Origin of the sequence: Paenibacillus sp. CFBP 13594, from assembly GCF_014842675.1 — a bacterium.
Lineage (GTDB): Bacteria > Bacillota > Bacilli > Paenibacillales > Paenibacillaceae > Paenibacillus > Paenibacillus amylolyticus_B.
Genome location: NZ_JACYVQ010000001.1, coordinates 639,592 through 652,295 on the forward strand (window position 1 = coordinate 639,592; position 12,704 = coordinate 652,295).

Below are 12,704 nucleotides of genomic sequence, written 5' to 3' on the forward strand. Positions count from 1 at the left end.
GTTTTAAAACTGGATAGGGGATGTCGGAGTAGTTGAGGCTGCTCCGGTTCCTGCCATCATAATAGACTAAATATATAACTGGAGGAGATTCATTCATGAGTACACATATTGGAGCAAAACCCGGAGATATCGCAGAAACAATCCTATTGCCAGGAGATCCTCTGCGTGCGAAATATATTGCAGATACGTACCTTGAAGATGTTGTATGTTACAACGAAGTTCGTGGAATGCTCGGTTACACAGGTACATATCAAGGCCACCGGATTTCGGTGCAAGGTTCAGGGATGGGCATTCCGTCCTTTGCAATCTATGCTAACGAATTGATCAGCGAATATGGCGTAAAAAACCTGATTCGTGTAGGAACTTGTGGCGGTATGCAGGAGCATGTACGTGTACGTGACGTCATCCTTGCACAAGCAGCATGTACCGATTCCAGCATGAACAAACATGTATTTGGTGGATATGACTTCTCCCCAATCGCTACGTTTTCTCTGCTGAAAGAAGCATATGACCGTGCAACAGCTAAAGGCATGAAGATTCATGTCGGTAACGTGTTCAGTTCCGATTCTTTCTACCGCGATGATCGTTCCATCACTGAGAAATTGATGAAGCACGGCGTACTCGGCGTAGAGATGGAAACAACAGCACTGTACACCATCGCTGCCAAGTTCGGTGTTAACGCACTGACCATCCTGACGGTAAGCGACCACTTGCTGACAGGCGAAGAAACATCTGCCGAAGAGCGCCAAAAAACGTTCAACGACATGATGATCGTTGCTTTGGACACAGCAATCACACTGTAATTGTTATTCATAATCAATTGATGTGGATCGAAACTTTTGTTTTAAGCACGTAGTGAAGGACCCGGAATCGATTCTGAAGAAGCAAAGCGTTCGCCTTTGTCTCCGAGTTTTCTCCATTGCAAATGGAATCAAAAAAACTTGGAGACAACAGCGATCGAAGGAACGATCCGGAGCCGGAACGGACAAACAACAAAGTGTTCTATACAATCAATACACACACAAGGAGAGATCATCATGAGAATGGTAGATATTATTGCCAAGAAACGCGACGGAAAAGAACTGACAACTGCTGAGATTGATTTTGTTGTTCAAGGATATACACAAGGAGATATCCCGGACTATCAAGTCAGCGCATGGGCGATGGCAGTATTTTTCAAGGATATGACAGATAAAGAACGCGCGGACCTGACTATGTCGATGGTGAATTCCGGTGAAACGATTGACCTGTCCGCTATCGAAGGTATCAAAGTAGACAAGCACTCCACAGGCGGTGTGGGCGATACAACAACACTGGTACTCGCTCCGCTTGTTGCTGCGCTGGATGTTCCTGTTGCCAAAATGTCCGGACGTGGACTTGGTCACACGGGTGGTACAACAGACAAACTGGAATCCGTTGCTGGCTTCCACGTAGAGCTTGAAAAAGAAGAGTTCATTCGACTCGTCAACGAACATAAGGTTGCGGTTATCGGACAAAGTGGTAACCTTACGCCTGCAGACAAAAAGCTCTATGCACTGCGTGACGTAACAGCTACCGTTAACTCCATTCCACTGATCGCCAGCTCCATCATGAGTAAGAAAATTGCAGCAGGTGCTGATGCAATCGTATTGGATGTTAAAACGGGTGCTGGTGCATTCATGAAAACAACGGAAGATGCTAAAGAATTGGCACATGCCATGGTAAGCATCGGTAACAATGTTGGCCGTAAAACGATGGCTGTTATCTCCGATATGTCCCAACCACTGGGTCTGGCGATTGGTAACGCGCTTGAAGTGAAAGAAGCCATCCTCACACTGCAAGGTAAAGGTCCAAAAGATCTGGAAGAACTGTGTCTGGCACTTGGACGTCAGATGGTATTCCTTGCTGGCAAGGCAGATTCCTTGGAGCATGCTGAGGAGAAATTGAAAGAAGTGATCCAGAACGGTAAAGCACTGGAGAAATTCAAAGATTTCTTGGCAAACCAAGGCGGAGACGCTTCGGTTGTGGATCATCCAGATCGTTTGCCACAAGCACAATATCTGGTTGAAGTCCCAGCAGACAAAGACGGCTATGTTGCCGGAATCGTAGCTGACGAGATCGGAACTGCAGCAATGCTGCTCGGCGCAGGCCGTGCAACAAAAGAGTCTGAGATCGATCTCGCGGTTGGTCTGATGCTGAACAAAAAAGTCGGAGACCCAGTCAAAGCGGGCGAGTCCCTCGTAACGATCCATGCCAATCGTGAAGACGTAGCAGATGTCATCGCGAAGATCAAAGAAAACATTACAATTGCAGATCATGCCGATGCTCCTGTATTGGTTCATGATATCGTAACGGAATAATCAGAGCAGACGAGATTTAATCTCATGTCTGACTGAACATGAAAGCCCCAAAGCGATGTAATCCATAGCTTTGGGGCTTTTTGTCGTTGAAAAGTATGCTGTTAGTTATTGCGAGCAACTACTGGCTCTTTATTTTCTCATACGCCATCACCGAGTCCGCGTTGGTATAAATATAAGGCGTGGATGGCTCAGCCACAGGTGTCACCTTTGTTGCCCGAATCTCAATTGTATCCTTACCGTTCACCTGGGCAGAGCCGATGCTACCATCGATTTGCACCCAGCTATCTGTAGGGAAGCTATTCGCTTCTGGGATGTGAATCATCACGCCGAAGGGAGCTGCATCCGCGGGGCAGCACATGACGAGAAATCGTCCCAGTGCAAAATGTGATTCATGATCCATGCTTTTATCTCGATAAACGAACCCGGTTAACGAGATATCTTTGCCTGCAAATTGTCGCTGGAACATGTCGATCGTACCGAGTGTTTCAGAGAAAATTTCAGGATAGACTCGAATGACCTGTTCTGCATACAACTTCTCAGCCAGTTCTGCGAATTCGCGGCTATACTCATCCGGCGGTACAAATTGCACATTGGTGGCCGATGTAGATGTAACAGCGGTTTGTTGCTGTTTTTGCTGTGCAAGATCTTGTACATTTAATTTTGCTGTTTCAGGTATAGGCTCTTTTCGACGAATCTCGGGAGGTGCATAGGTGAGAGACATCCCTTTCTGACTGGCCATAGAGCTGCCGAGAGCCCGATCAGGTAACAGAAACCCCAGCAACAAGGGTATGGCTATCAGACCATATACCATTGAGCTGCGTAGGAATCCGGAAGGTGGTGGATGTTCGCAGTCGCAATGAACTTCGTTACTACTGAACAGTCCATGCCATGCCATGATAACGGCAATAAACATTAAGGGAACAGGGCAGCATAATAGCAGTTTTTGCATGGTAGGAGCCAAATAATAATGAAGCGAGTCACTTGAATTCAAATGAATAATGTATACCGCAAGACCGCCGATCCAGACCGCACGGATCAGGTTATGCCATTGGATGACGTGTGACCTTGGAACAGGAGGTTTGGTCACCGTATAGATCGTGTGGTTCATAACATCACCTCATTTCTATTAATCGTCAGGATGAAAGTTCATGAGATTAATTATTTAGGTCATGAAGTATGTTGCTCAACCTTTAGACCAGCAGATTAATCAACCACGAGCCGGCGAAGACGAGCGTGATAATGGCTAGACTTAGACCAATAACAAACCGGGTACGGAAGGTCGAGAGCAGCATCAGGGTGCTTTTGAAATCCAGCATTGGACCAAGCACAAGGAAGGATACCAGCGGCCCAAGTGCAAACGTATGTGAGAACGCAGAAGCCACAAACGCATCAGACGTGGAGCAGAGAGACAATACATATGCAAATCCCATCATGAACACATAGGAGGCAATAGGGCCATTGCCAAGTGAGATGAGATCGCTGCGGCTAATGAATGTCTGGATGCAGGCTGTAATCAGGGCACCGATCACCAGATATTTGCTCATATCGACGAATTCATCTCCGGCATGAATGAAGAAGCTGCGCCAGTTTTTCACATGGTTGTGGTCATGAGCATTTGCGTGTGCATGAGCATGAGGTTGAGCCATTTTAAATCCAGGATGTGTCTTGACCTCTGTCACTGCGACTTTTGGCAACCGAAGGGGATTTCGACGAACAAACACATACACAAGCATGCCTATGGAAGCTGCTACGGCAAAGGCCAGTCCCATGCGGGCAATGGTAATCTCAGGATGGGAGGGAAAGGCGAGCAAGGTTGCGGTAAATACGATGGGATTGACTACGGGACCACTCAGAATGAACGTCACTGCAATATAGGCTGGCATGCCTTTGTGCATCAACCTTCTCACTACCGGGATCATGCCACATTCACAAATGGGAAAAATAATACCAAGCAACCCTGCGACCAGCACACCGCCGATCGGATTCTTGGGCGTGAGTTTGCGGACCATTTCTTCGGATACAAACCATTGCATGAGCGAGGACAATAACACACCCATGAGCAGAAATGGTGCGGCTTCAAGAAAGATACCTATGAATACGGTTTTCATATTTTGCAAAGCTTCACTGTTCCATGCTTCCTTCAAGTCTGGAGCCATTGTGATCAACACGGGAACAAGAAATGCACAAGGGACCAGGAAGGACAGGAGCTTCAGATTGGCTGCCATTTTCATGAAACAGACCTCCACAACTAGGACTTTGCTAAAATATATGCTTGTACGTGCGGCAACATACATCATTCCTAGGTTCTAATCAACATTTTTACGATTAATCAAGATTCTTCATCATATTAGAGTTGACAACCTAAAGAAAATTGCGGTATAGTTCGGATTGATCATCATTAATAGTAATAATTACGATTAAAGTTACAACTTAAACAGAGTGGAGGAAGCAGAAATGTCAGATCAGCAGGTTCAAGAGCGGGTTCCAGTAACCGTACTTAGTGGATATTTGGGTGCAGGCAAAACTACACTTCTCAATCATGTGCTTCATAACCGCGAGGGGATGCGGGTTGCTGTTATCGTTAATGATCTCAGTGAGGTTAACATCGATGCAGGTTTAATACGAGATGGTGGAGGATTATCACGTATTGATGAGAAACTGGTAGAGATGTCCAATGGTTGCATTTGCTGCACCTTACGGGAGGATCTGCTGAAAGAAGTTGAGCGGCTGGCGCTTGATGGTTCTTTTGACTACATATTGATCGAATCGACGGGTATTGGTGAGCCGGTACCTGTTGCGCAGACGTTTACGTATATCGACGAGGAACTTGGCATTGATTTGACGAAATTCACCCGACTCGACACGATGGTTACGGTAGTCGATGCTGCTCAGTTCTGGCGTGACTTTTATTCCAAAGAGACATTGAAGGATCGTGCACAGCAAGCGGGGGAGGACGATGTTCGCGGAATCGTTCATCTGCTGACGGATCAGGTGGAATTCTGTGATGTGCTGATTCTGAACAAATGTGATTTGGTTTCGGAGAAAGAACTTTCGAAGCTTGTGAAGGCACTACATGCCATGCAACCGGAAGCCAAGCTCATTCGAACAACACATGGGCAGATTGATCCGAGAGAGATAATGAATACGGGACGTTTTGATTTTGAAAAAGCAAGCCAGTCCGCGGGTTGGATCCGCGAATTAATGAAAGAGGAACATACCCCGGAGACTGAAGAATATGGAATTCATTCATTTGTCTATCATCGTAAACGTCCATTCCACCCGGAACGATTGCTGCGTTGGATTGCGAAATGGCCAGATAATATCGTGCGATCCAAAGGCCTGATGTGGCTGGCAACAAGGAACCATATGGCGATCTCTTTCAGTCATGCAGGCACATCAAAGCAGCTTGCGCCCGCAGGAATATGGGTAGGTGCGATGAGTGAGGAGGAAAGGCAACTTCATTTTGGCGACACGCTGCCAAGCATACCAGACTGGGATGATGAGTGGAGTGACCGTGTAACCAAATTAGTATTTATCGGCATTGATATGGATCGGGTAGAGATTGAACGTACATTGGATGAGACTCTTCTTACGGAGGAGGAAATGGGGATGAACTGGCGTGAACTGAAAGATCCTTTTCCAGCGTGGAGTTGAAGTGAAAAGAAAAGATCTTCAAGTGCAATAATGCCCCTGAAGATCAATGATTATAATGTATTAAGGACTTTAGCTAAAGTACAAATCGCCAAGATAAAAATCACCGTTGCCACTTTTTTGCGGACTAAACACAAAGGTAAGGTACACTCCATAGGAACCTGTCCATCCTTGTGGATAATAAATGGCTTTGTAACTGTGTCTTGTTTTGGTTTTGTCATTCATTGCAATCACTTTAAAATCAGCTGATTTCACATTAATCAACTGATCAGCATATTTAGTCAGCGTTTTTTTATCATTTGCTGCAATGATACCTTTGACTGTAGTCTTAAATTTATCTTTCTGGGATTGCTTACCCAGATCAAAAATGTCGATCTCGGGATTTTCAATAACTTTAGCATCTATGTATTTATCAAATTCACTAGTGCTTCCTGTTTTAAGTGCTTTACCATACATTTTGATCAATGTTAAAGATTCTTTTTGCAATTTGACTATCATCTGAGCGTCAGTTCCAGTCATCTTGATTGAGCCAGAAGTGCTTGAGTTACTTGAACTACTTGGTTTACTTGAATCTTCAGAACCTTTGGTACCTGTACTGCTGTTATTACTACTCGAACTGCTTGACTTACCGCTACCTGAATTAGTGATACTTACAACTTTGTTGCTAACATTCAGAGATACGTTGGCTCCCAGCGCTTCTGCTGTGGTACTTACAGGCAGGTAAACATCACCGTCATATACCAGTGCATTCAGTTTGTCTCCGGCTTCATTCTTGGGTGTCCAAGACAAACCGTTTACTTTAAAGCTAATGTTGCTGTCGAGTGCTGCTTCAATATCTTGAATTCCGTTTGAAGCTGCTACACCGAGGGCACCGAAAGCCAAACTGCATGCTACCAATGACCCAATAAAAGTTGATTTTTTGATCTTCATCTAGTTCCTCCGTAGGTAAAGTATAATGATACCAAAGCAGTATATCATATGTAATTATAATGTGCATACAAAATTTTACTTTCGCAGATATGGAGTTGACAAAAGAAAAGGCATAGGCTACTATCATTAAATAGTAATAATTACGATTAAATAAGAGGAGGCAACAACCATGAGAGTCATTGTAACCTTAGCTTGCACCGAGTGCGGGGACCGCAACTACACAACAACCAAGAACAAACGGAACCATCCGGAGAGACTTGAGATGAAGAAATACTCCCCACGTTTGAAGAAAATGACGATCCACCGGGAAACCAGATAAAATTTTTTTGTTGTTTTTAAATCGTAATATTTACGAAAAGAGGGATTGGCATGATTCTATCATCCATGCGTGATGTTGTATTTGGATATGGCAAAGAGCCGGTCATTGATCAACTGTCGCTGGATATCCATGTGGGAGAGTTCATAGGCATCACAGGTCCCAATGGTTCTGCCAAAACGACCCTGTTAAAGCTGCTGCTAGGGCTATTGAAGCCCTGGAGCGGCACGATACATATGAATCCGCAGTTGAAACGTGGGAACAAGTTCAATATCGGTTACGTGCCCCAGCAGGTTGCATCGTTCAATAGTGGATTTCCCAGTACGGTGATTGAACTTGTTCGGTCAGGATGTTACACCAGGCTGGGACTATTCCGCAGCTTCACAGCAGAGCAGGATGCCATCGTTGAACGCAGTCTGCGGGAAGTTGGCATGTGGGAATATCGGAATACACGTGTCGGTGAGCTGTCCGGTGGACAAAAGCAACGGATCTGTATTGCAAGAGCTATGGCTGGGCAACCGCAGGTTCTGGTACTGGATGAGCCAACAACGGGAATGGACCGCCACAGCCGTGAAGGGTTTTACAATCTGATGCGCCACTATGCTGATGTTCATGGGTTAACGATTATTATGGTTACTCACGGACTGGAAGAGATGGGAGATCGATTGGATCGAACGATTACTTTGGAGCGGCAAGAAAGTGAGGAATGGCAGTGTTTGAATACGAATTCATGCAACGTGCCTTCTGGGCAGGTGGACTGATTGGAGTCATCGCTCCAATTCTCGGGGTATATCTGATGCTCAGGCGGCAGGTCCTTATGGCAGACACGTTATCCCATGTCTCACTCGCAGGGGTTGCGCTCGGTTCGGTCATGAATCTTAACCCGGTGATCTGCGGATTCGCGATTGCAATTATTGGTGCATTACTGGTTGAACAACTTCGGCGAAGTTACCGAACCTACAGCGAGGTACCTGTGGCGATCATCATGACTTCAGGGCTGGCTCTTGCTGTGGTACTAATGAGTCTCAAAACCAATTTGTCCAAGACCTTCAGCTCATACTTATTTGGATCTATTGTCGCGGTTAGCGATATACAATTGTGGATGATGGCAGGAGTATGTGTCATAGGTTTACTTTTTTTCATCCTGCTCCGGAGACCGTTGTATAGCTTTACGTTTGATGAAGAGACAGCTTCCATTGGAGGCGTTCAGGTGAGAGGTTTATCGTTTGCATTTGCCATTCTGACAGGAATGACTGTAGCTTCAGCGATGCCGATTGTCGGTGTGTTGCTGGTGTCTGCTCTCATTGTATTACCTGCTGCCTTGGCACTGAGAGTGTCTCGCAGTTTTACAGCAGCGATTATTGTCGCGGTAATTACAGGATTAATCGGTATTTTTAGCGGGCTCACAACATCTTACCATCTAAATACACCACCGGGAGGAACAATTGCACTCATCCTGTTGGTCATCCTATTGACTGGAATATCAGCGCAAAAGCTGATTGCACGATATAACCGCAAGCGTCACCGTAAACAAACGAAATCACAGCACGTCATTCTGGTCAACCATTCTAGGAGGAATACATCACATGAAATTCAGTAAAAAAGCTACGCTCGGATTGTTGTTTAGTCTTACACTTATCGTCGCAGGCTGCGGACAAAAATCCGCTTCTGATGCAAATACAGCTTCGACAGGCACTTCCGTTCCAGTCGAGACGGAAACCGCAAAATTAAACGTGCAGGTCAGCTTCTACCCGATGTACGAGTTCACCAAAAATGTGGCAGGTGATCTGGCAGAGGTGCATACCCTCGTTCCAGCAGGAATGGAGCCTCATGATTGGGAGCCCACACCACAAGATATTGCCAGCATTGAAAAAGCGGATGTGCTTGTATACAACGGTGCGGGTATGGAATCATGGATGGATCAGGTCACCGGAAGTCTAAGCAACGCTTCGCTCATTCAGGTGGAAGCAAGCAAGGGCATCAACCTGCTTGAAGGTGGAGAGCATGATCACCATCATGAAGATTCAGAGGCAACAGAACATGACCACGATCATGACGCCGAGGCAGAAGAAGGACATGGGCACGATCACGGTGGATTTGATCCTCACGTATGGCTGTCACCTGCATTGGCTGTAAAAGAAGTGCGCAATATTGAAGCAGGACTGGCGCAGGCTGCCCCGGAACACGCTGAACAGTTCAAGCAGAATGCAGATGCTTACATTGCTCAACTGGAGTCACTGGATCAGGACTTCAAGGCGGCTGTGACGGATAACAAACGCAAGGATTTCATCACACAACACGCTGCATTTGGCTACCTTGCCAAGGAATATGGATTGCAACAGGTGCCCATCGCAGGGTTGTCTCCTGAGCAAGAACCTTCAGCAGCGCAGATGGCATCTGTCATTGATTTTGCAAAAGAGCATCAGGTGAAGACCATTTTCTTCGAAACACTAGTTTCATCCAAAGTGTCTGAGACGATCGCGAGTGAAGTGGGAGCCAAAACGGCTGTATTGAACCCGATTGAGGGACTTACCGAGGAGGAGATAGCGGCGGGAATGGACTACATCAGCGTGATGAGACAAAATTTGGAGGCTCTAAAACTGGCGCTGAACGAATAATAAAAGATCGATTTGATGCCTCTCACCGAAAAAGGTACAATAATACAACATGCTGAGGAATGGATCGCCATTCCTTTGCCTTTTTGCAAAGCAGAGAGCACAGGGATGTGCTCTCTCTTTGTTGAATAAGGTGACCGGATCGAGGAGAACAGGAGGACGCATTGCATGAATTTAAATGAGGAACATGAAGTGCTGTTAAGTGAACAGCCTGCCCATCTGTGGAGACGGCGGAAGCTGGAGCTGATGCACTGGACGGAACGTGACAAACATACAGTATCCGCGAAGAAAATAGAGATTTGGAACGGTGTTGAAGTTGATGCCGAACTCGTGAAGGCATTGTCCATACTTCAGAGTGCGGGCGTGAGGACGGAATTTTCATGTGCAGGGGTGAGTCCGCTTGATGAACCTGTCGATCATTCCCTTTATGCTTATGTTACCCTGATACAAAGTGAGGTTGCAGATCAATTCGTACACTATGCTCTACGTCGGATGCGGAATCGACTGCTCGTTACGCTAGAGGCCGAAAAGGGCCGCTATGATCTGTCTTCTTTTTTCATTGGACACAATAGGAGCTTCTGCTGGTGGATGGAGCACTGTGCCCTACAGTTTGGAAGCCGAAACGAATCGAGTGAAAAAAGCGTAGTATAAGGGATAGGCTTGTTTATTTGAAGGTAAAGGAGGTATGGCACGATTGAATAAGTGGGTCAAAACGATACTTTTTCTACTAGGCTCCGTCTTTCTTACACGATTCATCCCATTTTCGTCCTTGTTCCGTAACCTGGATACGATGATTCACGAATTCGGTCATGCACTAATGACACTAGTATTGTCCGGTAAAGTGCTGCGCATTGAATTATACGCTGATCATAGTGGTGTAACTTACTCTTCCATGCTGACGCCAGGCAGATCGATCCTGGTTTCTCTGGCGGGATATATCAGTGCATCACTGTTCGCCTTGCTGTTGTTTTACTTATACCGCAAAGGCTTGCACATGTGGGGACTCGGTATTATGACGGCTGTCGCTCTGGTGTCACTCTTGTTATATGTAAGAGGGGAGTTCGGCATGTTATGGCTGACCGGGTTCATCGTACTGAACGTTGTCATGATGATTTTTGGCGCCAAGATCGTCAAATTCTATTATCTGATACTGGCGTTTCTTACGCTGGAAGAGTCGGTCGTGAGTGCTGTATACGTTGGATTCATGTCATGGACTCAGCCTTCACGGGCAGGGGATGCAGCGAACCTCGCTCAGCAGACATTCCTTCCGGCGTTATTCTGGGGAACGTTGTTTGCTTTGTTTGCACTATGGTGTGCCAAGGGAGCACTCGGTCTCTTTTTCCGCAAAGAAGGTACTTCGCGACCGTCACGGTCTCGGGGATTACGAAGAGCGTAACGGATATAAGTTATATAAAAGCAAAGAAGGCACTTCCTTTCTTCATAAAAGGATAGTGCCTTTTGTTTATGGACTTACATCTGATATTAAAGTCTGATATTAAAAATATCGAACCTAATCTCCGAGATTATCCCATAACACATAAAAGTAATAAATCTCTTCCATAATCGCCTTATCATCCTCTGCCGCAACGCCGCCCTTGATCCGAGCAAGGGTGCCCAGAATATCATATATTGTTTCACGCTCCACACTGAACTGAATGCGGTCGACGATTTTTTCCCAGGCCTGCATTGCGTAATCGACTTGAGACTTGGCTTCAGTCCATTTTTTACCCTCAACCTGTTTCTCTAATGTTTGTATAGATTCAAGCAAGCGATCATCGTTGCCAAAGGGCTTTTTGAGAAAGGCTCCGCTAGCCATAATTGCAACGAACACAAGAATGAGGAAGATCGGAAGCACATATAACAGCCAGAAACGCGTTTTCATTCAACCGCCTCCTTGATGTAAAAAGTTTAGAAAGGTCCCTCATAATCGCCCATATCGATTTTTTCGGTGATTTTATCCTTGAACAGGTCAACATACAATTTGTCATTGGGTAATATGGCTGCAAAAGCGATATCCTGTATCGTGATGTTTTGCTTTTTCAGCTGCTCACTGAGCCAGTTAGTATCTTTGTTTCTTTCCTCCAGATTTTGCTTAATCAGCAGGCCATCAATAATAATCTCGGTCATCAGCTTGCTTTTGGGCGGGTGCATATGCATGTCTTTTGCGGTTACCGGTTGATTCTCAGGTTTCAATACAACCGAAAGGCTGCCATCCGGTTCCAGAATCGCATAATCCAGCGTTGTAATATCAAATACATCCTTTTGCCGCAGCATCATGGTCAATTCGTCAAATTTGACTCGCATTTTACTCAGGTTCTGTTCGAGAATTTTACCGTTCTGGATGATCAATGTAGGATCAGAGTCCATTAGTTTGGAGATGGTGCGATTCTTCAGTGTAATGTACTGAAAGATGATCGTAATGATTGTGAAAATGGTCAAGGCCACAAAATGAATCCACGCCTTGGAGGAAAGATCGGTTGCAAAAGTCCCCGCAATGGAACCGATTGTGATGCCGTTAATGTAATCAAAATACGTCAAGTTACCCATCTGCTGCTTGCCTAGCACCCTTGTATAGATGATCAGAGTCAGAAAGGCAATAATAGACCGTACGGCAACAACCCAAGTTTCTTCCATCATATATGTATCACCTTCCTTTCTTTCACCGTAGCTGTATTAAGAAGTTGTTTAAAATGTTTGCTTTTGAACACGTATTATAACAAGCTTTTCCTATGCTGGAGGATCTTATGCTTGAACGCAAAAAACCGAAACCTGGGTAAGTATCCCAGGCTTCGGTTTCAATTACTACCTATATTAGTTGAACTGATTCATTTACACGTAACGGAGAGGAAAGAA

Annotated in this window: 14 protein-coding genes; 9 read left to right on the plus strand and 5 right to left on the minus strand. The window is 45.5% G+C overall.

What is annotated here, in order from left to right; genetic code table 11:
• Positions 1 to 95: 95 nt before the first annotated feature.
• Positions 96 to 803 (plus strand): purine-nucleoside phosphorylase, encoded by a 708-nt coding sequence (gene deoD / locus IFU39_RS03020; RefSeq protein ID WP_149846707.1) that lies wholly within the window; start codon positions 96 to 98, stop codon positions 801 to 803.
• 234 nt (positions 804 to 1,037) lie between these two features.
• Entirely contained in the window at positions 1,038 to 2,339 is a 1,302-nt protein-coding gene (locus IFU39_RS03025; RefSeq protein ID WP_192131196.1) for a pyrimidine-nucleoside phosphorylase, read from the plus strand.
• 118 nt (positions 2,340 to 2,457) lie between these two features.
• Here IFU39_RS03025 and IFU39_RS03030 read toward each other — a convergent pair whose 3' ends face one another.
• Positions 2,458 to 3,447, minus strand: coding sequence for a TIGR03943 family putative permease subunit (locus IFU39_RS03030; RefSeq protein ID WP_105599044.1), 990 nt, complete (start codon positions 3,445 to 3,447; stop codon positions 2,458 to 2,460).
• 82 nt (positions 3,448 to 3,529) lie between these two features.
• Positions 3,530 to 4,570, minus strand: coding sequence for a permease (locus IFU39_RS03035; RefSeq protein WP_105599043.1), 1,041 nt, complete (start codon positions 4,568 to 4,570; stop codon positions 3,530 to 3,532).
• A gap of 223 nt (positions 4,571 to 4,793) precedes the next feature.
• On the opposite strand from IFU39_RS03035, the gene IFU39_RS03040 reads away from it, so the two are divergent.
• Positions 4,794 to 5,993 (plus strand): GTP-binding protein, encoded by a 1,200-nt coding sequence (locus IFU39_RS03040; RefSeq protein WP_192131198.1) that lies wholly within the window; start codon positions 4,794 to 4,796, stop codon positions 5,991 to 5,993.
• A gap of 69 nt (positions 5,994 to 6,062) precedes the next feature.
• On the opposite strand, the gene IFU39_RS03045 is transcribed toward IFU39_RS03040, so the two are convergent.
• Positions 6,063 to 6,920 (minus strand): stalk domain-containing protein, encoded by an 858-nt coding sequence (locus IFU39_RS03045; RefSeq protein ID WP_036673729.1) that lies wholly within the window; start codon positions 6,918 to 6,920, stop codon positions 6,063 to 6,065.
• 169 nt (positions 6,921 to 7,089) lie between these two features.
• On the opposite strand from IFU39_RS03045, the gene rpmG reads away from it, so the two are divergent.
• From rpmG to IFU39_RS03075, 6 genes are all read left to right on the plus strand, one after another.
• On the plus strand, positions 7,090 to 7,239 hold the full coding sequence (gene rpmG, locus IFU39_RS03050; RefSeq protein ID WP_036613813.1) for a 50S ribosomal protein L33: 150 nt from the start codon (positions 7,090 to 7,092) through the stop codon (positions 7,237 to 7,239).
• Between the two features lie 50 nt (positions 7,240 to 7,289).
• Positions 7,290 to 7,997: a metal ABC transporter ATP-binding protein gene (locus tag IFU39_RS03055; RefSeq protein WP_105599041.1), complete on the plus strand. Its 708-nt coding sequence runs from the start codon at positions 7,290 to 7,292 to the stop codon at positions 7,995 to 7,997.
• A complete protein-coding gene (locus IFU39_RS03060; RefSeq protein ID WP_192131200.1) occupies positions 7,943 to 8,836 on the plus strand; it encodes a metal ABC transporter permease in 894 nt (297 codons plus the stop codon). Before IFU39_RS03055 ends, IFU39_RS03060 begins: the two co-directional genes overlap by 55 nt.
• Positions 8,823 to 9,854 (plus strand): metal ABC transporter substrate-binding protein, encoded by a 1,032-nt coding sequence (locus IFU39_RS03065; RefSeq protein WP_192131202.1) that lies wholly within the window; start codon positions 8,823 to 8,825, stop codon positions 9,852 to 9,854. The genes IFU39_RS03060 and IFU39_RS03065 overlap by 14 nt, the downstream gene beginning before the upstream one ends.
• 165 nt (positions 9,855 to 10,019) lie before the next feature.
• Positions 10,020 to 10,502, plus strand: a complete 483-nt coding sequence (locus tag IFU39_RS03070; protein ID WP_091019451.1) for a hypothetical protein — start codon at positions 10,020 to 10,022, stop codon at positions 10,500 to 10,502.
• 43 nt (positions 10,503 to 10,545) lie between these two features.
• A complete protein-coding gene (locus tag IFU39_RS03075) occupies positions 10,546 to 11,247 on the plus strand; it encodes a M50 family metallopeptidase (RefSeq protein WP_105599038.1) in 702 nt (233 codons plus the stop codon).
• Between the two features lie 114 nt (positions 11,248 to 11,361).
• On the opposite strand, the gene IFU39_RS03080 is transcribed toward IFU39_RS03075, so the two are convergent.
• Entirely contained in the window at positions 11,362 to 11,733 is a 372-nt protein-coding gene (locus IFU39_RS03080; RefSeq protein ID WP_192131204.1) for a DUF4363 family protein, read from the minus strand.
• 26 nt (positions 11,734 to 11,759) lie between these two features.
• Positions 11,760 to 12,485: a DUF421 domain-containing protein gene (locus tag IFU39_RS03085; RefSeq protein ID WP_076318141.1), complete on the minus strand. Its 726-nt coding sequence runs from the start codon at positions 12,483 to 12,485 to the stop codon at positions 11,760 to 11,762.
• Positions 12,486 to 12,704 lie beyond the last annotated feature (219 nt).

Coding starts and splice junctions, on each gene's coding strand:
- IFU39_RS03060 (WP_192131200.1), top strand. CDS start 7,943: ATGGCAGTGTTTGAATACGAATTCATGCAACGTGCCTTCTGGGCAGGT.
- IFU39_RS03025 (WP_192131196.1), top strand. CDS start 1,038: ATGAGAATGGTAGATATTATTGCCAAGAAACGCGACGGAAAAGAACTG.
- IFU39_RS03045 (WP_036673729.1), bottom strand. CDS start 6,920: ATGAAGATCAAAAAATCAACTTTTATTGGGTCATTGGTAGCATGCAGT.
- IFU39_RS03030 (WP_105599044.1), bottom strand. CDS start 3,447: ATGAACCACACGATCTATACGGTGACCAAACCTCCTGTTCCAAGGTCA.
- IFU39_RS03065 (WP_192131202.1), top strand. CDS start 8,823: ATGAAATTCAGTAAAAAAGCTACGCTCGGATTGTTGTTTAGTCTTACA.
- IFU39_RS03035 (WP_105599043.1), bottom strand. CDS start 4,570: ATGAAAATGGCAGCCAATCTGAAGCTCCTGTCCTTCCTGGTCCCTTGT.
- rpmG (WP_036613813.1), top strand. CDS start 7,090: ATGAGAGTCATTGTAACCTTAGCTTGCACCGAGTGCGGGGACCGCAAC.
- IFU39_RS03080 (WP_192131204.1), bottom strand. CDS start 11,733: ATGAAAACGCGTTTCTGGCTGTTATATGTGCTTCCGATCTTCCTCATT.
- IFU39_RS03055 (WP_105599041.1), top strand. CDS start 7,290: ATGATTCTATCATCCATGCGTGATGTTGTATTTGGATATGGCAAAGAG.
- deoD (WP_149846707.1), top strand. CDS start 96: ATGAGTACACATATTGGAGCAAAACCCGGAGATATCGCAGAAACAATC.
- IFU39_RS03040 (WP_192131198.1), top strand. CDS start 4,794: ATGTCAGATCAGCAGGTTCAAGAGCGGGTTCCAGTAACCGTACTTAGT.
- IFU39_RS03085 (WP_076318141.1), bottom strand. CDS start 12,485: ATGGAAGAAACTTGGGTTGTTGCCGTACGGTCTATTATTGCCTTTCTG.
- IFU39_RS03070 (WP_091019451.1), top strand. CDS start 10,020: ATGAATTTAAATGAGGAACATGAAGTGCTGTTAAGTGAACAGCCTGCC.